Source organism: Mesorhizobium sp. P170090 (assembly GCF_057786115.1).
Window position 1 is genome coordinate 1,635,061 of record NZ_JBYNWH010000001.1, and the last position, 24,490, is coordinate 1,659,550.

Sequence of the window (24,490 nt, forward strand, 5' to 3'; positions counted from 1 at the left end):
TTCCCGATGAGCCTTCGCCATTTCACCGATCTTTCCGCCGTTTCCGAAGGCGATCTGCGCCTGATGCTGGACGATGCGGTGGTGCGCAAGGCGCGCCTCAAGGCCGGCGAACGGACCAAACCGCTCGAAGGCAAGGTGCTGGCCATGATCTTCGACAAGCCGTCGACGCGCACGCGCGTGTCCTTCGACGTCGGCATGCGACAGCTCGGCGGCGAGACCATCATGCTGACCGGGACCGAAATGCAGCTCGGCCGTTCCGAGACCATTGCCGACACCGCCAAGGTGCTGTCGCGCTATGTCGACGCCATCATGATCCGCACCACGTCGCATGAGCGGCTGCTCGAGCTGACCGAGAATGCCACGATTCCGGTCATCAACGGGCTGACCGACGACACCCATCCCTGTCAGCTGATGGCCGACATCATGACCTTCGAGGAGCATCGCGGTCCGGTTGCCGGCAAGACCATCGCCTGGACCGGCGACGGCAACAACGTGCTGCATTCGCTGCTCGAAGCTTCGGCGCGGTTCCGCTTCAACCTGAACGTCGCAGTGCCGGAAGGCAGCGAGCCGGCGCAAAAGCATATCGACTGGTCGAAGAGCAATGGCGGCAAGCTGCACTTCACCCGCTCGCCCGAGGAAGCCGTCGACCAAGCCGACTGCATCGTCACCGACTGCTGGGTGTCGATGGGCCAGGAACACCGCGCCCGCGGCCACAATGTCTTCTCGCCCTATCAGGTCAATGCGGCGCTGATGGCCAGGGCCAAGCCCGACGCCCTGTTCATGCACTGCCTGCCGGCGCACCGCGGCGAGGAAGTGACCGACGAGGTCATCGACGGTCCGCATTCGGTGGTCTTCGACGAAGCCGAGAACCGGCTTCACGCCCAGAAGGCGGTTTTGGCCTGGTGTCTGGGCGCTTGATCTCCAGGCGCTTGATCTCCAAGCGCTTGATCCGGGGCGGCGTGATGCCTATTTGCGCCGCATCACGCAAATCAAGCGCGTTTGGACGCATGCACCCCTCCGGGCCGCATGGCCGCGCCCTGGAGCTTTGTCATGTTGGAAACGCATCAAGTGACTGAACATCACCCCAAACTCGGCGAGTTCGGCTATGCCGGCGACGATCATGTCGTACCCTTCGAGGTCGGCCCGCTCGACGTGCGCGGCCGCACCGTGCAACTCGGGCCGATGCTCGACGCCATCCTCAACCGTCACGACTATCCCGAGCCGGTCGCCCGCCTGCTCGCGGAAGCCTGTGTGCTGACGGTGCTGCTCGGCACCTCGCTCAAATTCGAAGGCAAGTTCATCCTGCAGACCCGCACCGACGGGCCGGTCGACATGCTGGTCGCGGATTTCTCCACGCCTTCGTCATTGCGCGCCTATGCGCGTTTCGACGCCGACCGGCTGGAGGCCCTGGTGGCCGCAGGCCAGACCTCGCAGCAGACGCTGCTGGGCAGCGGCGTTTTGGCGCTGACCATCGACCAGGGGGCGCACACGCAGCGCTATCAGGGCATCGTCCAGCTCGACGGCGAGACGCTGGAAGACGCCGCGCGCACCTATTTCCGCCAGTCGGAGCAGATCCCGACCGACCTCAGGCTGTCGGTGGCCAAGCTGCTGACGCCCGGCCCCGGCGGTGCGCGCGAGCAGTGGCGCGCCGGCGGTATCCTGGCGCAGTTCCTGCCGCAGTCGCCCGAGCGCATGCGCGTGCCCGACATTTCGGGGGGCGACGGCGATCCGCGCGACGTGATGAACGAGCCGGCCGACAATTCTTGGCGCGAGCTGGTGGCGCTGCTCGGCACCATCGAGCCGACCGAGCTGATCGACCCGACCATCGGCGCCGAGCGGCTGCTCTACAGGCTGTTCCACGAACATGGCGTGCGCGTCTTCGGCGGCGTGCCGGTTGCCGACCAATGTTCCTGCTCAAGGGACAAGATACGCGGCATCCTCGAGGGGTTTTCCGCGCAGGAAATCAAGGACAGCACCGAAGATGGCGGCATCCACGTCGCCTGCGAGTTCTGCTCGAAGCAGTACGACTTCGACCCGGCGGAGTTTGCAGCTCAGTAGCATCTCTACCTTCTCCCCGTTCACGGGGAGAAGGTACCCGAAGGGCGGATGAGGGGCAGCGCGAACTTTGGTGAATGGCCGCGCATAGCCTAGGTCATGTGCGTGGAAGATAACCTCATGAGTTTGGCGCTGCCCCTCATTGCCCTGCCGGGCATTTCTCCCCGTATAGTGACGGGGAGAAAACCCCTAATTCACCGTCCGTCGGGTCCCCGGCAGATCCAGCGAAAACGCGGGAATAGCGACGTCGAACGTCTCGCCCTTTTTGTTGCGCATGGTGTAGTGGCCGACCATGAAGCCGGACGGCGTCGATAGCGGGCAGCCTGACGTGTATTGATAGCTGTCGCCGGGATTGAGCTCAGGCTGGTCGCCGACCACGCCGGCGCCGCGCACTTCCTCGACCCGGCCGCTGCCGTCGGTGATGTGCCAGTAACGCGACATAAGCTGCACGAAATCGTCCGACTGGTTGTCGATCGTCACCTGGTAGCCCCAGACATAACGGTTCTCCGCCGGGTCCGAGCGGTCCTCCAGGTAAAACGGTCTGACCTGCACTTCGATGTTGCGCGTGACGGCGCGGTACATGGGCTGCTCCGGTTGCGCGGCAGGGAACATTTGTCGCGCCATGCGGTTTGATACGCGCAGAGCGGCATGTCCTGCCAGCCTCAAAGCGCAGGTGCCGACAAACAATTGTCATTTAAGTGACACATGACAATGTTGGTGTGCGCAAACCTTGCCGGCGACTCAAGGCCCATCTGTCGACTGACAAAGCAGCCGCGAGCGGCCTTTCCGGAGTGACCAGATCTCGATGGAACCAGCTCTCACAGCCGCCTTCGCTTCCTCCGCTTTGCTTCTTTCCAATCTCGCCAGCATCCTGCTTGCATCGTCGAAGCTGAAAGCGCGCCGTCTCATCCCTCCGCCGTCCAACGAGCAGCCGCCGGTCTCGATCGTCGTGCCGTCGCGCGGCGTGGAGCCGTTCACACAAGAGACGCTGCAGCGAGCTTTCTCGCTTGACTGGCCGATCTACGAACTGATCTTCTGCGTCGCTCACGCCGACGACCCGGTCGTCGAACTGATAAACAGGGCGATCGTCCTGTTTCCCAACGTGCCGGCCCGGCTGCTGATCGGCGACGACCGCGTCAGCAGCAACCCGAAGCTCAACAACTGCGTCAAGGGCTGGGAAGCGGCGCGCTATCATTGGGTTATTCTGGCGGATTCCAACGTGCTGATGCCTAGGGATTACGTCCAGCACCTGATGGCGGCCTGGCGGACCAATACCGGGCTTATCTGCTCGACGCCGATCGGCTCGCGGCCGGATGGCTTCTGGGCCGAGGTCGAATGCGCGTTCCTCAACACGCTGCAGGCGCGCTGGCAATATGCCGGCGAGGCGCTTGGCCTCGGCTTTGCCCAGGGCAAGAGCATGCTGTGGAACAAGCCGATGCTCGATACCAGTGGCGGTATCCGCGCGCTGGCCGCCGAGATCGCCGAGGATGCTGCTGCAACCAAGCTGGTCAACGGACTGGGCCTGCGCGTCAATCTCGTTGCCTCGCCTTTCGAGCAACCACTGGGGCAGCGCCGACATGCCGACATCTGGTCGCGCCAGGCGCGCTGGGCGCGGTTGCGCCGCGTCACCTTCCCGCTGTTTTTCGCACCCGAGATCCTGACCGGCGTCGCCGTGCCGTTGGCGATGGCGCTGGTGGCGGCCGCAAGTGCCGGCATCAGCCTGCCGGCCACGGTGTTGGCCGTGCTGACGGCGGCCTACATTCCCGAATGCGCGCTGGCCGCGGCCAAGGGCTGGCATCTGTCGCTGCGCATGGTCCCGGCGATGATGGTCCGCGACATGATGCTTCCCGCCATCTGGGCGCGCGGCTGGCTGAGCGGCGCCGTCGACTGGCGCGGCAACACCATGACCATCGGCACCAAGACGGCCGAACTGGAAGAGGTTTCGTCGGGAGCGTGACGCCTCGCGGCCTACCCGGCTGCCTTCAGCGCCTGCGCAACGTCCTCCAGCAGATCGTCCGTATCCTCAAGACCGACCGACAGCCTGAGCGTTCCCGGCCCGATGCCAAGCTCGGCGCGAGCTTCGTCGCTGAGGTTCTTGTGCGTGGTGGTCGCCGGATGGGTGATCAGGCTCTTGGCGTCGCCGAGATTGTTGGAGATCAGCACGATGTCGAGCGCGTTCTGCAAGGCGAAGGCCGCCTGCTTGCCGCCCTTGACGTCGAGGCAGATCAGCGTCGATCCGCCCGTCATCTGCTTCTTGACGATGTCGGCCTGCGGGTGGTCGGCGCGGCCGGGATAGATGACGCGGGCGATTTCCGGCCGTCCTGCCAGGAAATCCGCGATCTTGGCCGCGCTTTCCGTCTGCTGGCGCACCCGAACCGGCAGCGTCTCCAGGCCCTTGAGCAGCGTCCAGGCGTTGAACGGCGACAGGCTCGGGCCGGTGTGGCGGAAATAGTCGTGCAAATTCTCGTCGATCCATTTCTTGTCCGACAGGATGATGCCGCCGAGACAGCGTCCCTGGCCGTCAATGTGCTTGGTCGCGGAGTAGACGACGATATGGGCGCCGAGCTGCAAGGGCTTCTGCTGCAAGGGCGTGGCAAAGACATTGTCGACGATCAGCCTGGCGCCGATCGAGGTGGCGAGCGCCGCCACCGCTGCGATGTCGACCACTTCCAGCGTCGGATTGGTCGGGCTTTCCAGGAAGAACAGTTTCGTGTTCGGCCGCACCGCCTTTTCCCAGTTGGCGATGTCGGTGCCGTCGACCAGCGTTGCCTCGATGCCGTATTTCGGCGCCAGCGTCTCCACCACCCAGCGGCAGGAGCCGAACAGCGCGCGCGCCGCAACGATATGGTCGCCGGCCTTGGCGCTGCACAGGAGCGCTGCCGTCACCGCCGCCATGCCGGACGCCGTGGCGCGCGCATCTTCGGCACCCTCCAGCGCGCACATGCGCTTTTCGAACATGTCGACGGTAGGGTTGGCATAGCGCGAATAGATGAAGCCCGGCTCCTCGCCCTTGAAACGGGCCTCGGCAGCCTGCGCCGTCTCGTAGACATAGCCTTGGGTGAGGTACATCGCTTCGGACGTCTCGCCGAACTGGGAACGCAGCGTTCCCCCGTGCACGAGTGCGGTCTGAGGTTTCCAGTTACGCTTCTTGGTGCTCATCGCTTTTGTTCCAGACACAAAAAAACCGGCCGCGAAAGTCGCAACCGGTCCATATGGCCTTGCGGCCCGACGGTCCTTTAGCGACTTGTTTAACGTGGCTGCAAGCCGACCGGCCAAATCACCACGGGATAACGACCCTTTAGACCTCACCTGAGCTTGCGTCAATTGCCGGCTTCATTAAGAGGTTTGTACCAGGCAGGTTCCGCAATAATATCCAGCGGTTTTGCGGCAAGAACCTGCCACAAAGAGACCGACCTTGGAGCGGAGCCAGCCTTTTGCGGCAGACAGGCATTCTTCCCGATCAGGACATTTCCGCGCTGTTTCAGTCCGGCGCGCTGAAGTCGCCGCGCGCGCTCGATGTCGACCAGGTGCAGCCGGCGAGCCTCGATCTCAGGCTCGGCGACAAGGCTTTTCGCGTGCGCGCCTCCTTCCTGCCGGGTCCCGATCATCTGGTGGCCGACAAGCTTCACCGGCTGAAATTGCACGAATTCAGTCTCGCCGAGGGCGCGGTGCTGGAAACCGGCTGCGTCTACATCGTGCCGCTGCTCGAAAGCCTGGCGCTGCCCGCAAACGTGTCGGCCTCGGCCAACCCGAAAAGCTCGACCGGCCGGCTCGACATCTTCACCCGGGTGATGACCGATCGCGGCCATGAGTTCGACAAGATCGCCCCCGGCTATCACGGGCCGCTTTATCTCGAAGTCAGTCCACGCACCTTCCCGATCGTCGTACGCGCCGGATCGAGGCTGTCGCAGATCCGCTTTCGCACTGGCAACGCGCTGTTGTCGGAGGCAGAACTGAACGAATTGCACCGCGCCGAGATGCTGGTGGCGACCGAGCCGCCCAACATTTCCGGCGGCGGCATTGCGCTGTCGATCGATCTCGACGGCGACCAGAACGGCCTGGTCGGCTATCGCGGCAAGCATCACACCGGCTTGGTCGATGTCGACAAGCGCGCCGCCCAGGATGCCGTCGATTTCTGGGAGCCGCTCTACAAGAGCGGCGCCGGCGAACTGGTGCTCGACCCGGACGAGTTCTACATCCTGGTCAGCCGCGAAGCCGTGCACGTGCCGCCGCTCTACGCCGCCGAGATGACGCCCTTCGATCCGCTGGTTGGCGAATTCCGTGTTCACTATGCCGGCTTCTTCGATCCGGGCTTCGGCCATTCGGCCTCAGGCGGCACCGGCAGCCGGGCGGTGCTCGAAGTGCGCAGCCACGAAGTGCCGTTCATCCTCGACCACGGCCAGATCGTCGGCCGGCTGGTCTACGAACACATGCTGAAGCGGCCGCAGGCGCTTTACGGCACCGATCTCGGCTCGAATTACCAGGCGCAAGGCCTCAAGCTCTCCAAGCATTTCCGCCCCGCCGGCTGAACCTTCGATCACCGTCAGGCAAAATACTTGCCTGCGCTGCCTCACCATGCTTGGCTGCCTTTCGGTGGCCGGCAAGAGAACGGCGCGCAAGGGGAACCAAAATGCAGATTTCAAGATGGATCATATCGGCAGCGAGCGCTGCCATGCTGGTGATATCGGCCGGCTCGCTGGCTGAGGCGCAGGAGAAATTGAAGATCGGCACCGAGGGCGCCTATCCGCCCTTCAACACCATCACCGCGGACGGCAAGATCGAGGGCTTCGACATCGACATTGCCAATGCGCTGTGTGCGCAGATGAAGGTCGAGTGCGAGATCGTCACCCAGGACTGGGACGGCATCATCCCGGCGCTGCAGGCGAAAAAGTTCGACGCCATCATCGCCTCGATGAGCATCACCGAGGAGCGCAAGAAACAGGTCGCCTTCACCAACAAATACTACACGACGCCGCTGGCACTGGTGGCGCCGAAGGACAGCGACCTCACTTCCACCGAACCGGCAGCCCTTGCCGGCAAGACGGTGGGCGCGCAGGCCTCGACCACCCAGGCCGACTATGCTCAGGACGCCTATGGCAAGGCCGGCGCCGAGGCGAAACTCTACCCCACCCAGGAAGAGGCGATCACCGACCTGCAGAACGGCCGTCTCGACGCCGTCATCTCCGACAAGTTCGTGCTGATGGACTGGCTGAAGAAGGCGAGCGAAGGCTGCTGCAAGCTTGTCGGCGACGTCAAGGGCACCGAGACGCAAGCCGGCATCGCTGTCCGCCTGGAAGACACGGCGCTGCGCGACAAGCTGAATGCGGCGATAGACGCCATCGTCGCCGACGGCACTTACAAGAAGATCCAGGCCAAGTATTTCGATTTCGATATTTATTGACTTCCGGCCCGCCGGAGTCAGCCGCGAAAGAGATACTCTTTCGCGGCGCCAAGGCAGGCATGAAAATGGCCGATAAACAGCAGTTCGCGTGCGGCCAAACGTTTCCTGCCCCAAAAGCCTTCGGTCAGTTTGACCTCGTCGAGCGAAGCGTTTGAGCCGCGCTTCAACGGGAACAACTGCTTGTCGAGGCAACCGAGGACATGGGCCTTGGCGGAGTCGATGCCGCAGACCTTGCCATTGTTGTTCAGCCTGTCGGTGCGAAGCGCTGATGTCATGTGATCCGTGTTGCGCATCAGAAAGCTCACCTGGGCTTTCGAATAGCCGGTTGCCAGAAGACGGCTCGTCATCGCCAAACGGGCTTCACGATAGGACTTCGGGCTGCACTGGCCGGCGCTAAAGGCCACCGACGGTTGGGTCAGGAACAGGGCCACGCCCGTGAACACAATGACAAGCCGCATTCCGTTCATTCCGGCTCCCAAATGTGATGCTGCCTCAAAGCGCCTTCACCGCCACCTTCACCGGCTGCTCGATCTCCAGCGGGTTGCGCAGCGGCAGGCCGAAATCCGCGGCCTCGATCTCGAAAACGTCGCCGGCCTGAGTCTTGATGCCGTCGGCAAAGGACAGCGTCGCCGTGCCGAACATGTGCACATGCACGTCGCCCGGCTGGCGGAAGGCCGAATATTTGAAGTGATGATGTTCGAGATTGGCGATTGTGTGCGACATGTTCGCTTCGCCCGACAGGAACGGCTTTTCCCACAGCAAATTGCTGTCGCGATAGATTCGCGATGAGCCCCTGACGTCGGCCGGCAGGTCGCCGATCAGGATTTCCGGCCCGAACGAGGCGTTGCGCAGTTTGGAATGTGCCAGGAACAGATAGTTCACCCGCTCGGTAACATGATCGGAAAACTCGTTCGACAGCGTGAAGCCGACGCGGAACGGCGCGCCGTCGTCGCCGATGACATAGATGCCGGCGATTTCCGGCTCCTCGCCGGCGTCCTGCGCAAAGGCCGGCGACATCAGTGCGGCGCCCGGCGCCACCGCCATGGTGCCGTTGCCCTTGTAGAACCATTCCGGCTGCACGCCGGTCTGGCCCTTGGCCGGCTTGCCGCCTTCGAGCCCCATGCGGAACATCTTCATGGAATCGGTAAGCTGCTCCTCGCCGCCATCGCTGAGCTTCTTGTGCATGGAATCGCGCGTCGCCGCCGAGCCGAGATGGGTCAGGCCGGTGCCGGTCAGATGCAGATGCGCGGGATCGGGATGGTTGATCGGGGACACCAGCCGGCCCTTCTTGTAGACGGCGTCGAGGTCTATCGCTTCACCGAACCCCTTGCGCTCAATCAGCGCGGCGAGGCCCGTGCCGGTGCGCGCGGCTTCCATGGCCAGCGAATAGACGCTGCGGGCGCCGTTGATGATCCTGGTCTTGCCGCCGCCATTGCGGGCGACGACGCGGATGGTCTCGGCGTCGTCGAGGACCTGGGAGATCAGCATGATTAAATCCTCTCTCATGTGCTTGGCCTTGGATGCCTCTTGGCAAACCTTGACCTGCGCGGCTCGGACCTAGCCGCGCCACGGGTTGAACTCTTCGTCCGGATTGCGCTCGCGAACTTGATCCCTCGGGGGACTTCTTATGCCGACAATTTGCCGGCTGCGCCGCGATCGTATGCCTCCTGCTTGCCTCGCCTGAAGCTTGTCAGGCCTTGTTCTTGTTGTAGACGTCGAAGATCACGGCGCCGAGCAGCACCAGGCCTTTGACCACCTGCTGCCAGTCGACATTGACGCCCATGATCGACATGCCGTTGTTCATCACGCCCATGATGAAGCCGCCGACGACCGCCCCGATAACCTGGCCGACGCCGCCCATCGCCGAGGCGCCGCCGATGAACACTGCGGCGATGACGTCGAGCTCCGAGCCGAGACCCGCCGCCGGCACCGCCTGGCCGAGACGAGCCGCGATGATCAGGCCGCCAAGCGCCGACAGCACGCCCATATTGATGAACACCATCAGCGTCAGCCGCTCGGTGTTGATGCCCGACAGCTGCGCCGCCTTGGGATTGCCGCCCATGGCGTAGATGCGCCTCCCGATGGTCATGCGCTTGGTGACGAAGACGAACAGCGTGATCAGCACGCCCATGACCAGCAGCACCACGGGCAGGCCGCGGTAGCTGGCAAACTCATAGACCAGGAACAGCGCCAGCGCGCTGGCGACCAGCGTCTTGACGACGAACAGGGTGAAGGGCTCGGCCTCATAACCATGGCGTTCTCGTTTGCGCCGGGTGCGGACCCCGAAATAGGCATAGGCGAGCACGGCGATCAGCCCCAGCACGACCGTCGTCATGTGCAGGGTCACGCCGCTGCCCATGATGGTCTTGCCGGCTGCGTTCACGACCGGCGGGACGAGCGTCAGTGGGCCGATCACATCCGGGATGAAGCCGGAGCTGAGCATCTTGAAGTCGTCGGGAAGCGGACCAACCGACGAGCCGCCGCCAAGCAAGGCCTGACAAATGCCGCGGAAGATCAGCATGCCGGCCAGCGTGACGATGAAGCTCGGTATCCGGTGATAGGCGATCCAATACCCTTGCGCGGCGCCGATCAGGCCACCCGCGACCAGGCAGACGATCGAAACCACCAGCGGATTGCTCAGCGGTCCGAGCTGCCAGATGACCATCATGTTTGCCGCCAGCGCGCCGATGAAACCGGCGACCGATCCGACGCTGAGGTCGATATAGCCCGATACGATCACCAGCAGCATACCCAGCGCCATCACGATGATGAAGGAGTTCTGCTGCACCAGATTGCTGAGGTTGACCGGCTTGAACAACGTCCCCGACGTGGTGAACTGGAAGAACAGCATGATGACGATCAGGGCTATGATCAGCCCGTATTCGCGTAAATTCGTCGCCAGCGCCGAGACGGCGATGCGCGGGCGCTGTTCGTCAGCGACGTTGCCCTGCGGGGCGGGGGCGCTTTCGGTGCTCATGCTGCTTTTCCTTCTCCCCGGACGATGGCGCGCATTATCTTTTCCTGGCTTGCTTCCGCCGCCGGCATTTCGCCCACCATGCGCCCTTCGTTCATGACGTAGATGCGGTCGGTAATCCCTAGCAATTCCGGCATTTCCGACGAGATGACCACGATCGCCTTACCCTCCGAGGCAAGGCGCGCGATGATCGTGTAGATTTCATACTTGGCGCCGACATCGATGCCGCGTGTCGGCTCGTCGAGGATCAGCACGTCAGGGTCGGCAAACAACCATTTCGACAGCACCACCTTCTGCTGGTTGCCGCCGGAAAGATTGCCGGTCATCTGATAGACGCTGGACGCACGGATATTGGTCTTCTTGCGATAGTCGTTGGCGACCGCAAGTTCGCGCATGTCGTCGATTACGCTGTGGCGCGACACGCCGTCGAGATTGGCCAGCGTAATGTTATGCTTGATATGGTCGATGAGGTTCAGGCCGTAGGTCTTGCGGTCCTCGGTGACATAGGCGATGCCGTGTTGGACCGCCTTGCTTACCGAGGAGACATCGACCGGCTTGCCCTTGAGCAGCACTTCGCCGGTGATGCGGCGGCCATAGGAGCGGCCGAACAGGCTCATGGCGAATTCGGTGCGGCCGGCGCCCATCAGCCCGGCGATGCCGACCACCTCGCCCTTGCGCACATTGATGTCGATGCCCTTGATCACCTGCCGCTCGGCATGGAGCGGGTGATAGACCGACCAGTTCTTCACCTCGAACACGACTTCGCCGATCTTGGGCTCGCGCGGCGGATAGCGGTCGTCTAGCGAACGGCCGACCATCGAGGTGATGATGCGGTCTTCGGAGATATCCTCCTTGGCCAGCGTCTCGATGGTGCGCCCGTCACGGATGACGGTTACCTTGTCGGCGACCCGGTTGATCTCGTTGAGCTTGTGCGAGATCAGGATCGAGGTCATGCCTTGCCGCTTGAATTCGAGCAGAAGATCGAGCAGCGCCTGGCTGTCTTTCTCGCTGAGCGACGCGGTCGGCTCATCGAGGATCAAAAGCTTGACGTCCTTGCTCAGCGCCTTGGCGATCTCGACCAGCTGCTGCTTGCCGACGCCGATATTGGTGATCAGTGTCTTCGGGTCCTCCTTGAGGCCCACCTTCTTCAACAGGGCAGCGGTGCGCGCCTCGTTGGCATCCCAGTCGATGACGCCGTATCGGGCGTTTTCGTTGCCGAGGAAGATATTTTCGGTGATCGACAGCATCGGCACCAGAGCAAGTTCCTGGTGGATGATGACGATGCCCTTGTGTTCGCTGTCATGAATGCCTTTGAACTGGCATTCCTGACCCTGAAAAATGATCTGGCCGTCATAGGTGCCGGCGGGATAGACGCCCGACAGGACCTTCATCAGCGTCGACTTGCCGGCGCCGTTCTCGCCAACCACGGCGTGGATCTCGCCTTCCTCGACGCTGAGGTTGACGTTCGACAGCGCCTTCACGCCGGGGAAGGTCTTGGTGATGTCGCGCATCTCCAAAATCGTCGAGGCCATGGGAACTACCGCTCCTTGAGAGGTTGGCAAACACTGCCGGCGAGGTCGGTAACAATACCGGGCTCGCTGGTGAACGAAAAGGGGCCCTGCGTTGCGCAGGACCCCTGATTTTGTAACCGGGATTACTTCAGTTCGTCGGCCTTGATGTAGCCGGAGTCGACGACCAGTGCCTGGTAGTTCGACTTGTCGACCTCATGCGGCGTCAAAAGGATCGAGGGAACGACCTTGACGTCGTTATTGTAGGTCTTTTCGTCGAGGCCGTCCGGCTTGCCGCCCGAGAGCACCTTGTCGACGAGCTCGACGGTGGCCTTGGCCAGTTCGCGGGTGTCCTTGAACACGGTCGAGTATTGCTCGCCCGTGATGATCAGCTTGACCGAAGCAGTCTCGGCGTCCTGGCCGGTCACGATCGGCCACGGCTGGGCGTCGGTGCCGTAACCCACGGCGCGCAGCGAAGCGGTGATGCCGCGCGACAGGCCGTCATAGGGCGAAAGAACGCCATCGACGCGGCTGCCGTCCGAGTAGTTGGCCGACAGCAGGTTGTCCATGCGCGCCTGGGCGGTGGCGGCGAGCCAGCGCAGCGTGCCGACCTTGTCCATGCCGGTCTGGCCGGACTTGATCTTGATCGAGCCGTCATCGATCAGCGGCTGCAGCACCGAGATTGCGCCGTTGTAGAAGAAGAAGGCGTTGTTGTCGTCCGGCGAGCCGCCGAACAGTTCGACGTTCCACGGCTTGGTGTTCGGGAAGCGCTCCTTGAGGCCCTTGACCAGCGAGTTCGCCTGGATCACGCCGACGCCGAAATTGTCGAAGGTGGTGTAGTAATCGACATTGGCGGTCTTCTTGATCAGGCGGTCATAGGCGACGACGACGACGCCGGCGTCAGCGGCCTTCTGCAGCGCGTCCGACAGGGTCGTGCCGTCGATCGAAGCGATGATCAGCGCCTTCGGGCCCTTGGTGATTTCGTTTTCCAGCTGGCTGAGCTGGTTGGGGATGTCGTCCTGCGCGTACTGCAGGTCGACCGTGTAGCCGAGAGCTTCGAGCTGGGACTTGACGGCATCGCCGTCATTGATCCAGCGCTGCGAGGTCTTGGTCGGCATCAGCACGCCGACAAGACCCTTGTCGGCTGCATGCGCCGAGTAGGTCATGGCAGCGATGCCAAGGGCCGCGACGGCGGCCAGTGTCTTGATGATTTTCACGTAAAACTCTCCCTGGTTGATGGACGCGACACCTCGGGGCTTCGCGGGCCGCGCAGTCGGGCGGATGCGCCAAAGCGCCGCCGCCGTCATAATCGATCTCCGGTATCCTCCCAATCGGCCCTCAGATTTAAATCGATACGATTTTGCTCGTCATCGACCGTCAAGTCTTGAGGACGCGCGAAAGTGTGACCCTTTGCCATAACTGTCAAATGCGATCTTCGGTGGTTGCTATACCAAAACCGGTATATGACTAAACCGGGCTGGAACAGCGGCGGAAGCGGGAAAAGGCATGGCGGCTTTACGAGGTCCTCAGGGAATTTCAAGCGGTTACGATGAATTGCCCGGCGATGGCGAGACACTTCTGCGCAGCGGCTTGAGCCTGCGTCACATGCGCATGATCGCAGCACTCGACGATCACGGTCGGGTGAGCGCTGCCGCCCAGGTGATGAACATCTCGCAGCCGGCGGCCTCGCGCATGATTTCCGAGATGGAAGCGGTGCTTGAGGTCAAGCTGTGCGAAAGGCTGCCGCGCGGCATCACGCTCACCCCTTACGGCAAGGCGCTGGCCCGGCGCGCGCGCTCGATCCTGCTTGAAATGCGCGAGGCCGACCGCGAAATATCGGAGCTCAAGGCCGGCAAGGGCGGCTCGGTGTTCCTTGGCGCGGTGACGGCGCCGGCGATCGAACTGGCGGTCCCGGCGATCCGCGAGATACGCCGCCTCTATCCGCGCATCGAGATTACCATGCAGGTCGAGACGTCGAATGTGCTGGCGCGCGAACTGATCGCCACGCGCCATGATTTCATCATCGCCCGTGTCCCCGAAGACCTCAATCCGCGCCTGTTCGAATCGCGCGTCATCGGCGTCGAGAAGGCCTGCCTGATCGTGCGCCGAGGCCACCCGCTGAGCAACGGCCATCCTCTAAACAATGGGAAGGCGGTGAGGCTGGAGGACACCGCCGCCTTTGACTGGGTGTTCCAGTCGGGCGGGTCGCCGCTGCGCCAGGCGATGGAGAGCAATTTCCTGAACCGCAACATCGCCCTGCCGGACCGCATCCTCAACACCTCGTCGCTGCTGCTCACACTGGTCATGGTGGCGCAGTCCGACGCCATCGCCCCGGTGTCGATCCAGGTGGCAAAATTCATCCAGAACCCCGACGGTCTCGCCGGCGCCATCGATGTCGTCCAGACCGAGTTCGACATCGAGGTCCGCCCCTACAGCCTGATCACGGTGAAGAACCGCGTGCTGTCGCCGGCAGCCAAGATGCTGCACGATTTTATCTTGCGGGAAGTGGGATAGGAACTGGAGCGGGTAGAGGGAATCGAACCCTCGCGTTCAGCTTGGGAAGCTGACAAGCTACCATTACATCATACCCGCGTCGGCCTCTCGATATCATGATGGGCATGCTTCGGGCAATCGCCCTTGGACAGCTCTTCGGAAACGGCTGTTGGAACCCGACCGATTGCGCCGGTCCGCCTGCCTTGATGCGGGCGCAGCAAGTGCGTATTCGTGGGTTTGTACCCCGAATCCGGGCACACCAATCTGGAGGCAGTCCCCTTGTCCACAGTGACGCGCTTTCTCGGTGACTCGCCCGTCAGGGTGATCGTCAAGCTGCTGGTCGTGTCGTTCCTCGTCGGCCTGGTCATGAATGCGTTCGGCTGGACGCCGATGGACGTCTTCTACCGCATCCAGGGTTTCTTCATCGATCTGTGGAACCTCGGCTTCAACGCGGTCTATCGCTTCTTGGGCTATATCCTGCTCGGCGCCGCGATCGTCGTGCCGGTGTTCATCCTGCTCAGGCTCGCGAACTACCGGAAGTGAAGCGGAGGCATGATCCCGAAAAGTGGCAACCGGTTTTCGGAAAAGATTGTGCTCAAACCGAAGGCCACTCAGGCAAAGTCCGACGCCACCTCGAACAGGATGGCGTGGCGCGCGGCCAGCGCTGCGACATCGGTCGAATAGCCGCCGCCGATGACACCGCAGACCGGGATGCCCAGCGCGCGGAAATGACCGATCACCATGGCGTCGCGGGCACGCACGCCGTCATCGCTGAGCGATAGCCGGCCGAGCCGGTCCTCGGCATGCACGTCGACGCCGGCATTGTAGAAGACGATGTCCCAGTGCGCCTTGGCCGAGAGCTCCGGCAGGAGGGCGCCCAGCCGCTCGAGATAGGCGCCATCGCCGGTGCCGTCCGGCAGCGCAACGTCGAGATCGGAGGCAATCTTGCGCACCGGATAATTGCGCTCGCCATGCATGGAGAAGGTGAAGGCGCGTGGTTCGTCACTCAGTATATCCGCCGTGCCGTCGCCCTGATGCACATCGAGATCGACGATCAGGATTTTTTGGGCGGAACCTTCGGCTAGCAGCACCAGCGAAGCGACAGCGACATCGTTGAAAGTGCAGAAGCCCGCGCCTTGCGCATGCCGCGCATGGTGGCTGCCGCCGGCAGTGTTACAGGCAATGCCGTTGATAAGCGCCAGCCGTGCGGCCAGCACCGTACCACCGGCGGCGAGTTGCGCCCTGAGCGAAACGCGCGGACCCACGGGAAAGCCGATCTCGCGCTCGATCTTTTCAGGCACCGAACACGTGATGACTTGGTCGACATAATCAGCCGCATGGGCGAGCTTCAGCCAGGAGGCCGGCGCCGGCTCCGGCATCGACAGCGCATCGGCGTGGATCAGACCACTGATATGCAAGGCCTGCATCAGCAGCGGATATTTGCTCATCGGAAAGCGATGATTGACGGCGAAGCCGGCATCGTAGTCGGGGTGATGGACGATCTGCAGGGGCATGGCTAAAGCAATTCCAGCAAAGTGTGCAGCGGTTTTCGCAGGAGAGCGAGTAGCGCTTCCCCTTGGGAATTGCTTAAAACCAATACTCGGGTCCGGCGGGCTCGCGCCAGAAGAACATTTCGGTTGGCCGTCACGGCAAGAGTGATTGCGCGGTGGCCGGAAAATGGGGCACATCGGCTGTTCGATCAAGCCGCAATCAGCAAGGCAGCAATCCCCTGGACACGGGTGCAACCCCAGCCGACGCGAGACCCTTCGCCGTCACCAACCGTTCGGTGCTCGCCATCGCCGTGCCGATGACGCTCGCCTATCTGACGACGCCGCTGCTTGGCATCGTCGACACGGCTGTGGTCGGGCAGTTCGGCGATGCCGCCCTGCTCGGCGGCCTGGCGGCCGGGGCGCTGGTCTTCGACGTCGTCTTCAGCACCTTCAATTTCCTGCGCTCCGGCACCACCGGCCTCGTCGCCCAGGCGTTCGGGCGCGGCGACGAACTGGAGGAGCAGGCGGTGTTCTGGCGCGCCGTGCTGATCGCGGTCGCCGCCGGCATCGTGCTTGTCGTCCTTGCGCCGCTGATCGCCATCGCCGGCCAGAAATTCATCGGCGGCGAGGCGCGCGTCGGCGAAGCGATGGGCGTCTATATCCACATCAGAATGCTCGCCGCCCCCTTCACGCTGATCAACTACGCCATCCTCGGCTATGTCCTTGGGCGCGGCGAGGGCGGGATTGGGCTGATGCTGCAGGCGGTGCTCAACGGCATCAACATCGTGCTTTGCATCCTGCTCGGCCTGAAGCTTGGCTGGGGCGTCGCCGGCGTGGCCTGGGCGACCGTCACCGGCGAATGTCTGGCCATGCTGTTGGGTCTCGCCATCGTTGTCTGGCGGTTCCGGGCCGCACCCCGCCTGCCGCGGCATCGCCTGCTCGACATGCCCGCTTTCCTGCGCATGCTGTCGCTCAACCGCGATATCATGATCCGCTCGTTCTCGCTGCTCGCCGCCTTCGCGCTGTTCACCCGCCAGGGCGCGCAGTTCGGCACGCTGACGCTGGCCGCCAATGCCGTGCTGATGAACTTCTTTCTCGTCGCCGGCTATTTCCTCGACGGTTTTGCCACAGCCGCCGAGCAGTTGGCGGGACGCGCGATCGGCGCACGCGCCGAGACGGCGTTCCGCCGGGCGGTGCGTCTGACCTTGTTCTGGGGGTTCGGCCTCGCCGGAACCGCCACGCTGATCTTCTGGCTCGGCGGCGCCGGCCTGATTTCGTTGATCACCACGTCGCCGGATGTTCGTGCTGTTGCCGACATCTATCTGCCGTGGGCGGCACTGACACCGCTGAGCGGCGTGCTGGCCTTCCAGATGGACGGCGTCTTCATCGGCGCTACCTGGTCGCGCGAGATGCGCAACATGATGCTGGTGTCGTTCCTGGCCTTCAGCGCCGCATTGTTCAGCTTGGCGCCGTCTCTCGGCAATCACGGCCTGTGGGCGGCGCTGCACGTTTTCCTGCTGGTGCGCGGCTTCAGCCTGCTGGCCGTCCTGCGGCTCCGGTTGCGCACGGCGTTTTAGAGCGGCCTGGCAGCCCACTCATCGAGCCGGCTGTCGCGCAGTTCGCGCAATGATTTCAGCCGCTCCTTGTCGGCAAATCGCACCATCCCGGCAAGGATGCGCCCCGGCAGCGCCGGCCCGGCATAGATCATGCCGGTGTAGAGCTGGACGAGATCGGCGCCGGCGCGGATTTTTTCCAGCGCGGTCTCGGCCGAATCGACGCCGCCGACGCCGATAATGGCGCGCTCCGGCCCGAGCAATTTGCGCATCTTGGCCAGCACGATGGTCGAGCGTTCGAACAGCGGCTTGCCGGAGAGCCCTCCGGTCTCGCTGGTGGTGCTACGCAATCCGGTCCGCGCCAGCGTCGTGTTGGAGACGATGACCCCGTCGATCTGCTTTTCGCTGACCTCGGCGGCGATGTCCTCCAGCTCGGCCTCGACCAGATCAGGTGCGATCTTGAGGAAGATTGGTGGCTGGGCCGATGCCGAGGCACGCGCCGATACGACGCGAGCCAGAAGTTCGCCGAGCTGTTCGCGTGCCTGCATGGTGCGCAGGCCGGGCGTGTTGGGCGACGAGATGTTGACGGTGAGATAGCTGGCGTATTTCGCAAAACGGGAAACGCCCAACTCATAGTCACGGACACGATCGGCGCTGTCCTTGTTGGCGCCGATGTTGACGCCGACAATGCCGACGCGTCCTTTGCGGGCGGCAAGGCGCATCTCGGCCGCTTCGTGGCCCCCATTGTTAAAACCCAGCCGGTTGATCACCGCGTCATCCTCCGTCAGCCGGAAAATGCGCGGCTTCGGATTGCCGGCCTGCGGCAGCGGCGTCACGGTGCCGACTTCGGCAAAGCCGAAGCCGAGGCCAAGCAGCGCGTCAGGCACCTCGGCATTCTTGTCATAGCCTGCGGCCATGCCGAGCGGATTGGGGAAGGCGATGCCACAGAGGCTGAGCTTCAACCTGTCGTCGCGCACCGTCCGCGCGCCGACCGGCAGACCGCATCGCAGCGCCGCGATCGACATGCCATGCGCCGTTTCCGGATCGAAGGTGAACAGCAGTTTCTGGCCGATGCGATCGAACACGCTCATTCGGCCTCCAGCGCCGGAAACTGGTGCGGGCCGTCGGCGCCGAGCGGCAATGGCCGCACCCACAGCACGACGGTCATATCGAGCACGCCATAGAGATGCGGAAACAGCGCGCCGCCGCGCGAGACCTCGTATTTCAGCGCGTCACCGAGCAGCGCCCCGTCGATGGCGATCAGCAGCAAATCCGTCTGGCCGGCGAAATGCTTCGCCGCCGTCTCCCTGGCCTGATCAGCAGTGGAGAAATGGATGAAGCCGTCGGCGACGTCGATCGGAGCGCCGGTGAAACGGCCGTTTTTCTCGGCCTCGCGCCAAAGCGCTTCGGGCGCGATCTTGTAGATAATCTGAGACATGGTTGCGCTATAATCCGAACCGATCATGCGGGGAAGGGCAACTCGTCCGCATTTACGGCGCAAAGCTGTGATAGGTTGCGCACACTGGCTCGTGGAGGATGGAACATGCGTCTGCAGCACATACTGATCCCCGCCGCACTGGTCTCGCTGGTCGCGGCATCGGCCTGGTCGGAGGAGGCCGACCACTACCGGCTGGAAAAATCGGCCAACGGCTATGTCCGCATGGACACCCGGACCGGCGCCATGTCGATCTGCGAGGAGCGCTCCGGCCAGCTCGTCTGCAAGATGGCGGCCGACGAACGCGCCGCCTTCCAGGACGAGGTCGAGCGTTTGCAGGCCTCGATGAAGGCCATGGACGAACGCGTCGCCAGGTTGGAGAATTCGCTGTCGGCCCGTCTCGAGTCGAAATTGCCGAGCGAAGAGGATTTCGACAAGACGATGAGCTATATGGAGCGCATGCTGCGTGGCTTCATGGGCATCGTCAAGGAGATGGACAAGGACAATGGCGACGGCGCCAAGCTCAACTCGCAAAAGACCTGAGCTGCCCGGCGCAAAGTGCCGTCCGGCCATTGCCGCTTGAAAACAAAGCGCTTCGCCGCATAATCGTCCGATCCCGTAAAAGCCGTCAATCGATAACGAAGTTTGGGCAACAACGGGATTTGGGGAGGAACATTTGCCGTCGGGCTACACCTTCGTCATTGCCGACGACCATCCGCTGTTCCGCGGCGCCTTGAAAGAGGCGCTTGCCGGCGTCGGCGATGTCGCCGCCATTCACGAGGCCGGCGATTTCGAAAGCGCCAAGGCGCTGGTCGTGGCCCATGAGGATGTCGACCTCGTGCTGCTCGATCTGTCGATGCCGGGCGCCAGCGGCCTGTCCGGTCTGATCGCGTTGCGCGGCATCCACCCGGCGGTGCCGCTGGTGGTGGTGTCGGCCCACGACGACCCGGTGACCATCCGGCGCGCGCTCGATCTCGGCGCATCCGGCTTCATCTCCAAATCGGCCAGCATGGAGGAAATCCGCAGCGCTGTGCAATCGGTGCTGGCAGGCGATATCGCAGCCCCCGTCGGCATCGACCTCGGCGTCGAGCGCGACCCGGAAATATCCGACCTGATCAAGCGGCTGCAGGCGCTGACACCGCAGCAGACGCGTGTCCTCGGCATGCTTGCCGAAGGCCTGCTCAACAAGCAGATCGCCTACGAGCTCAGCGTATCCGAAGCGACGGTCAAGGCGCATGTTTCGGCCATCCTGCAGAAACTCGGCGTCGACAGCCGCACCCAGGCGGTGATCCAGCTGTCCAAGATCGGCAGCGATCCGCTGCAGCCGGCGGGCTAAAGCTATTCCAGGAAAAGTGCGTAGCGCTTTCCCTTGGGAATTGCGTAAAACAAAAAGATAGAAACTCTACTCGGCCGCCGACGCCAGCGGCCTGACCCTTGCCATCATCGAACGCAGCACCGCCGGCTTCAGCGGCTTGTTGATCACCGGCACGTCGAGCGCGGCGGCAGCGGCACGGACCTCGGTGGAGCGGTCGGCGGTGACCAGCACGGCCGGCAGGTCGGAACCATGGATGTCACGCAGGCGGGCGATGATGTCGAGGCCGCTTCTGCCATCGAGATGATAGTCGGCAAGCACGATGTCGGGACGATCGGCCCTGCCAATATCCTCCGAACCCGAAAACGTGCCGATGCTGCAGCCCCAGCCCTCGAGCAGAAGCCGCATGCCGTCGAGGATGCGGGCGTCGTTGTCGATGCACATGACGCGCAGGCCGGCCAGCGAATTCGCGGTGCGGGCAGGCGCCTTCGGCTCGACCTCGCGCCGCGGCGCCTCAACCGCCGCAACCGGCAGGATAACGGAAAAGCGCGTACCCTTGCCCGGGTTGGAAAAGATCTGGATCTCGAGCCGCAGCACCCGCGCGATGCGGTCGACGATGGACAGGCCAAGGCCGAGACCTTCGGCCTCGCGCACGCCTTCGTCCAGCCGGGTGAACTCGTTGAAGACCGTGTTCAGCTTGTCGCCGGCAATGCCGATGCCAGTGTCGATCACCTGGATTTCGGCGAGTTCGCCGCGCCGTCGCACGCCGACCAGGATGCGGCCATGGGGGGTGTATTTGATGGCGTTGGAGACCAGATTCTGGATCAGCCGGCGCAGCAGGTTGCGGTCCGTCAACACGCTGAGCGACGAGGCTATGATCGTCAGATCGAGTTTCTTTTCGGCGGCGAGCGGCTGAAAATCATTGCCGATCTGGCGCAGCAGCCCGTCCAGGCGGAAGGCGCTGTCGTCCGGCTTCATCGCGCCGGCGTCGAGGCGGGAAATGTCGAGCACGGCGCCCAGGATCGTCTCGACCGATTCGAGCGAGGATTCGATGTTGATAGCAGCCTCCCCGGCCGGGCCCTTGCCGGCCTTTTCGATCAGCGACGAGCAGTAGAGACGGGCGGCGTTCAGCGGCTGCAGGATGTCGTGGCCGGCGGCGGCGAGGAAGCGCGTCTTGCCCAGATTGGCCTCCTCGGCCAGCATCTGCGCCTGCGCCAACTCCTCATTGACCCGGGTCAACTCCTCGTTGACCCTAGTCAGTTCGATGGTACGCGTCTTGACCCGCTGCTCCAGCGATTCATTGGCCCGCTTCAGCGCCAAATCCTGTTCGACGCGTCCTGATATGTCGGCATAGGTGGCAACGATGCCACCGTCCGGCATCGGGTTGGAACGCAGTTCGAGGATTCGGCCACTGGTCGTCAACTCCATCTGCCATGGGCTGACGAAGCTGGTCAGCCGGTTGAGCATCGCCACGCGCTGGTCGGCCGGGATATCGCCGCGCTCGGCGAGGTGGCGCAGGATGCGGTCGAGCGAGACGCCGACCTGGCCCATCTCGTCGGGCAGGTCGAACAGCGCGCGATATTGTCTGTTCCAGCAGATCAGACGAAAATCGCGGTCGAATACGGTGATGCCCTGCTCCATCTGGTCGAGCGCGATCTGCAGCAGGTCGCGATTGTGCTGCAGCGCTTCGGTGGCGTCGTCGAGCAGGCGAAAGGCGTCCTTGGACTCGCGGTCGTTGCGGCGAAACAGCAGCGACAGGATCAGCCGCGCCGAAGACGAGCCGACCGCGCTCGCCAGCAGCTGCTCGGAAAAGCGGATGACATCCATGCTGGCCTGCTCATTGCCGTGCAGCGAGACGCCATTGCTTTTCTCGAAGGATTGGAAGGAGCGCTCGGTGCGCTCGACGCCGAGGTAGCGCGAGATGGTGTCCTTCAGCACGTTGACGGTGATGGCGGTGCGGAAGCGGCGCAGGCTGGGCATCGGGCCGGATTCGCGCGGCACGAAGATCGACGCCTGGATCCGCTCCAGCGGCACTGACGCACGCGACAGCGAGCCGAGCACGAAGAACAGCGTGTTGACCGACAGGCTCCAGAGCACGCCGTGGTTCAACGGTTCGGCGACGGTGCCGAACAGAGCCTGCGGCCGCAGCGCCTCGAAACCGAACAACCCCTGCACGACGATGTCCGCGTCGGCTGCCGAGAGCGACGGCAAAAGCAGCGTATAGCCCCAGACGAGGATGCCGGCGACCATGCCAAGGGCCGCGCCGCGGCCATTGGCGCCGCGCCAGATCAGCCCGCCGATCAGCGCCGGCGCGAATTGGGCGATTGCCGCGAACGACATCAGGCCGATCGACGACAGCCGCGCCGAGTTGGTGCTTTCGCGGTAGTAGAGGAAGGCGATGAACAACAGGATGAAGATGGCGCCGCGCCGCACGTTGAGGATCAGCGTCGACCAATCCTCATTCTCAGAGGTCGTGGTCTTGAGCAGGCGGCGCACGAACAGCGGGATGACGAGGTCGTTGGAGATCATGATCGACAGCGCCACGCTTTCGACGATCACCATGGCGGTCGCCGCCGACAGCCCACCGATGAAGGCGGCCATGGCGAGGAAGTCATGGCCGCCGAACAAGGGCAGCGCCAGCACATAGAGGTCACTGGTGGTTTTGGCGCCGACCAGCGCCAGGCCGGCGAAGGCGATCGGCAGCACGAACAGGTTTATCGCCACGAGATAGAGCGGAAACACCCAGGTCGCGGTGCGCAGTTCGGCCTCGCCGCGGTTCTCGACGATGGTGACGTAGAACTGGCGCGGCAGCATGATGATGGCAAAGCCGCTCAGGCAAGTCAGCACCAGCCAGGTGGCGAGCGAGGTGTTGTAGCCCATGGCTTGCCGCACCTGGCTGTTTTCGGCCAGCTTGTCGATCATGTCGCCCGGGCCACCGAAGATCAGGAAGGTGACCATCAGGCCGATCGCCAGGAAGGCGGCGAGCTTGACCACGGTTTCGACCGCCACCGCCAGCACCAGCCCGTCCTGGTGCTCGGTGGCGTCGGCATGGCGGGTGCCGAACAGCACCGCAAACAGCGCCAAGAGCATGGCCACCACCAGCGAGATGTCGCTGACGAAGGGATCGAAGGAGGGCGGCGATCCCGTATAATGCTCGACCATCAGGCCGACCGAACCGGAGATCGCCTTCAATTGCAGTGCGATATAGGGCACCGCGCCGATGGTGGCGATCAGCGTGGCGATCGCCGAGACGGCAAAGCTCTTGCCGTAGCGCGCGCCGAGGAAGTCGGCGATCGAGGTGATCTTCTCGCTCTTGGCCAGCCGCACGATGCGATTGAGCAGCGGAAAGCCGAACACGAACACCAGCACCGGCCCGGTGTAGATGCCCAAAAATTCGAGGCCGCGCTCGGACGACAGGCCGACCGAGCCGAAGAAGGTCCAGGAGGTGCAGTAGATGGCGAGGCTGAGCGCATAGATGAAGGGCCGGGCGCGGCCGGGTCCCAGCGCCGTTGAACGCCGGTCGCCGAGGCTGGCGATGACGAACAGCAGCGTTACATAGGCGACCGCAATGATGACGATGAACCAGCCCTGCACGGCCCGAAAATCCTCCTCGGCCAGCTTTCACCCCGGCCTGCCCAGAGGCAATCACAGCTCTAAGGTCAAGTCCATCGCGGCTTTCCGGCGCATGGCCGCGACGCGGCCCTGTCGAACCGTGACCCAAGGTAAGGAGAAAGCGGTGTTTTCCAGCTTTTGCTTCTGTTGCAACCGCAGGTTTTTGTTATGGTGCGCACGGGCCGACGCCGGAGGGACGGCGGCAGCGCGGTCCGTCATGACAAGGAGGGTCGAATGCTGAAAGAATTCCAGGAATTCATTTCCAAAGGAAATGTGATGGACCTTGCGGTCGGCGTCATCATCGGCGCGGCCTTCAGCAAGATCGTCGATTCTCTTGTCAATGACATCATCATGCCTTTCATCGGCGCACTTGGTGGCGTCGACTTTTCCAACTACTTCATAGGCCTCTCATCAACAGTGCATTCGACCAATCTTGCCGACGCGCGTAAGGAAGGCGCGGTGTTCGCCTACGGCAATTTTATCACCGTGGCGCTGAATTTCGTCATCCTGGCTTTCATCATCTTCCTTATGGTCAAGGCCGTGAACAACATGCGCAAGCGGCTCGAGCGCGAGAAGCCGGCCGCACCTGCGGCTCCGCCGCCGGCTGACGTCGCACTGCTCACCGAAATTCGCGATCTCCTCGCCAGGAAATAGACA

The 24,490-nt window shown here is 63.2% G+C and carries 22 protein-coding genes, 1 tRNA gene and 1 riboswitch; of the genes, 11 read left to right on the forward strand and 12 right to left on the reverse strand.

The features are described 5' to 3' along the window. The first annotated feature begins 6 nt into the window (after positions 1-6). On the forward strand, positions 7-918 hold the full coding sequence (argF, locus tag AC3EML_RS07975) for an ornithine carbamoyltransferase (RefSeq protein WP_023669629.1): 912 nt from the start codon (positions 7-9) through the stop codon (positions 916-918). Positions 919-1,026: 108 nt separating this feature from the next. After that, a complete protein-coding gene (locus AC3EML_RS07980; RefSeq protein WP_352521671.1) occupies positions 1,027-2,058 on the forward strand; it encodes an Hsp33 family molecular chaperone in 1,032 nt (343 codons plus the stop codon). Positions 2,059-2,244: 186 nt separating this feature from the next. On the opposite strand, the gene apaG is transcribed toward AC3EML_RS07980, so the two are convergent. After that, positions 2,245-2,637 (reverse strand): Co2+/Mg2+ efflux protein ApaG, encoded by a 393-nt coding sequence (gene apaG / locus AC3EML_RS07985; RefSeq protein WP_023738215.1) that lies wholly within the window; start codon positions 2,635-2,637, stop codon positions 2,245-2,247. A gap of 223 nt (positions 2,638-2,860) precedes the next feature. Between apaG and AC3EML_RS07990 the strand changes: the two genes are divergently transcribed. After that, positions 2,861-4,012 (forward strand): ceramide glucosyltransferase, encoded by a 1,152-nt coding sequence (locus AC3EML_RS07990; protein WP_352521672.1) that lies wholly within the window; start codon positions 2,861-2,863, stop codon positions 4,010-4,012. Between the two features lie 11 nt (positions 4,013-4,023). On the opposite strand, the gene AC3EML_RS07995 is transcribed toward AC3EML_RS07990, so the two are convergent. Continuing rightward, positions 4,024-5,214, reverse strand: a complete 1,191-nt coding sequence (locus AC3EML_RS07995; RefSeq protein ID WP_023669633.1) for an O-succinylhomoserine sulfhydrylase — start codon at positions 5,212-5,214, stop codon at positions 4,024-4,026. Positions 5,215-5,271: 57 nt separating this feature from the next. Beyond that, a riboswitch (SAM riboswitch) is annotated at positions 5,272-5,349 on the reverse strand. 140 nt (positions 5,350-5,489) lie between these two features. On the opposite strand from AC3EML_RS07995, the gene AC3EML_RS08000 reads away from it, so the two are divergent. Then, entirely contained in the window at positions 5,490-6,584 is a 1,095-nt protein-coding gene (locus tag AC3EML_RS08000; protein WP_023699517.1) for a 2'-deoxycytidine 5'-triphosphate deaminase, read from the forward strand. 101 nt (positions 6,585-6,685) lie between these two features. Then, positions 6,686-7,456 carry an ABC transporter substrate-binding protein gene (locus AC3EML_RS08005; RefSeq protein WP_023681945.1) on the forward strand — a complete coding sequence of 257 codons (771 nt, stop codon included), beginning with the start codon at positions 6,686-6,688 and terminating at the stop codon, positions 7,454-7,456. A gap of 17 nt (positions 7,457-7,473) precedes the next feature. On the opposite strand, the gene AC3EML_RS08010 is transcribed toward AC3EML_RS08005, so the two are convergent. The 5 genes from AC3EML_RS08010 to chvE all read right to left on the reverse strand — a co-directional run bounded on the left by AC3EML_RS08010 (position 7,474) and on the right by chvE (position 13,155). Further along, positions 7,474-7,914, reverse strand: a complete 441-nt coding sequence (locus AC3EML_RS08010; protein WP_023696690.1) for a hypothetical protein — start codon at positions 7,912-7,914, stop codon at positions 7,474-7,476. Positions 7,915-7,948: 34 nt separating this feature from the next. Next, positions 7,949-8,944, reverse strand: coding sequence for an AraD1 family protein (gene araD1 / locus AC3EML_RS08015; RefSeq protein WP_352521674.1), 996 nt, complete (start codon positions 8,942-8,944; stop codon positions 7,949-7,951). A gap of 202 nt (positions 8,945-9,146) precedes the next feature. Then, positions 9,147-10,433, reverse strand: a complete 1,287-nt coding sequence (gene mmsB / locus AC3EML_RS08020) for a multiple monosaccharide ABC transporter permease (RefSeq protein ID WP_023669637.1) — start codon at positions 10,431-10,433, stop codon at positions 9,147-9,149. Beyond that, entirely contained in the window at positions 10,430-11,962 is a 1,533-nt protein-coding gene (gene mmsA / locus AC3EML_RS08025; protein WP_352521675.1) for a multiple monosaccharide ABC transporter ATP-binding protein, read from the reverse strand. Before mmsA ends, mmsB begins: the two co-directional genes overlap by 4 nt. 122 nt (positions 11,963-12,084) lie before the next feature. Beyond that, the gene (gene chvE / locus AC3EML_RS08030; protein ID WP_023681943.1) at positions 12,085-13,155 is read right to left on the reverse strand and encodes a multiple monosaccharide ABC transporter substrate-binding protein; all 1,071 of its coding nucleotides are present in this window, start codon (positions 13,153-13,155) and stop codon (positions 12,085-12,087) included. A 289-nt stretch (positions 13,156-13,444) separates the two neighbouring features. Here chvE and AC3EML_RS08035 point away from each other — a divergent pair, with 289 nt between their 5' ends. Then, positions 13,445-14,452: a LysR family transcriptional regulator gene (locus AC3EML_RS08035; RefSeq protein WP_023681942.1), complete on the forward strand. Its 1,008-nt coding sequence runs from the start codon at positions 13,445-13,447 to the stop codon at positions 14,450-14,452. A 4-nt stretch (positions 14,453-14,456) separates the two neighbouring features. On the opposite strand, the gene AC3EML_RS08040 is transcribed toward AC3EML_RS08035, so the two are convergent. Further along, positions 14,457-14,530 (reverse strand) — tRNA-Gly (locus AC3EML_RS08040). Positions 14,531-14,710: 180 nt separating this feature from the next. Between AC3EML_RS08040 and AC3EML_RS08045 the strand changes: the two genes are divergently transcribed. Further along, on the forward strand, positions 14,711-14,974 hold the full coding sequence (locus AC3EML_RS08045) for a DUF6460 domain-containing protein (RefSeq protein ID WP_023696688.1): 264 nt from the start codon (positions 14,711-14,713) through the stop codon (positions 14,972-14,974). Between the two features lie 68 nt (positions 14,975-15,042). Here AC3EML_RS08045 and AC3EML_RS08050 read toward each other — a convergent pair whose 3' ends face one another. Continuing rightward, positions 15,043-15,945, reverse strand: a complete 903-nt coding sequence (locus AC3EML_RS08050; protein WP_023732406.1) for a histone deacetylase family protein — start codon at positions 15,943-15,945, stop codon at positions 15,043-15,045. Between the two features lie 215 nt (positions 15,946-16,160). Between AC3EML_RS08050 and AC3EML_RS08055 the strand changes: the two genes are divergently transcribed. Next, on the forward strand, positions 16,161-17,498 hold the full coding sequence (locus AC3EML_RS08055) for an MATE family efflux transporter (RefSeq protein WP_352521692.1): 1,338 nt from the start codon (positions 16,161-16,163) through the stop codon (positions 17,496-17,498). On the opposite strand, the gene AC3EML_RS08060 is transcribed toward AC3EML_RS08055, so the two are convergent. Together AC3EML_RS08060 and AC3EML_RS08065 are read right to left on the reverse strand one after the other, a co-directional pair. Further along, on the reverse strand, positions 17,495-18,565 hold the full coding sequence (locus AC3EML_RS08060) for a quinone-dependent dihydroorotate dehydrogenase (RefSeq protein ID WP_023732404.1): 1,071 nt from the start codon (positions 18,563-18,565) through the stop codon (positions 17,495-17,497). The two genes, AC3EML_RS08055 and AC3EML_RS08060, sit on opposite strands and share 4 nt — an antisense overlap. Next, positions 18,562-18,912, reverse strand: coding sequence for a DUF952 domain-containing protein (locus AC3EML_RS08065; protein WP_023732403.1), 351 nt, complete (start codon positions 18,910-18,912; stop codon positions 18,562-18,564). The genes AC3EML_RS08060 and AC3EML_RS08065 overlap by 4 nt, the downstream gene beginning before the upstream one ends. 105 nt (positions 18,913-19,017) lie before the next feature. Between AC3EML_RS08065 and AC3EML_RS08070 the strand changes: the two genes are divergently transcribed. Both AC3EML_RS08070 and AC3EML_RS08075 read left to right on the forward strand, forming a co-directional pair. Continuing rightward, on the forward strand, positions 19,018-19,452 hold the full coding sequence (locus AC3EML_RS08070) for a hypothetical protein (RefSeq protein WP_023732402.1): 435 nt from the start codon (positions 19,018-19,020) through the stop codon (positions 19,450-19,452). Between the two features lie 133 nt (positions 19,453-19,585). After that, positions 19,586-20,245: a response regulator transcription factor gene (locus tag AC3EML_RS08075; RefSeq protein ID WP_023688678.1), complete on the forward strand. Its 660-nt coding sequence runs from the start codon at positions 19,586-19,588 to the stop codon at positions 20,243-20,245. Between the two features lie 66 nt (positions 20,246-20,311). Here the strand turns inward: AC3EML_RS08075 and AC3EML_RS08080 are convergent, their stop codons facing one another. Further along, the gene (locus AC3EML_RS08080; RefSeq protein WP_023730979.1) at positions 20,312-23,815 is read right to left on the reverse strand and encodes a PAS domain-containing hybrid sensor histidine kinase/response regulator; all 3,504 of its coding nucleotides are present in this window, start codon (positions 23,813-23,815) and stop codon (positions 20,312-20,314) included. A gap of 252 nt (positions 23,816-24,067) precedes the next feature. On the opposite strand from AC3EML_RS08080, the gene mscL reads away from it, so the two are divergent. After that, positions 24,068-24,487, forward strand: coding sequence for a large conductance mechanosensitive channel protein MscL (gene mscL / locus AC3EML_RS08085; protein ID WP_023681933.1), 420 nt, complete (start codon positions 24,068-24,070; stop codon positions 24,485-24,487). The last annotated feature ends 3 nt before the right edge of the window (positions 24,488-24,490 follow it).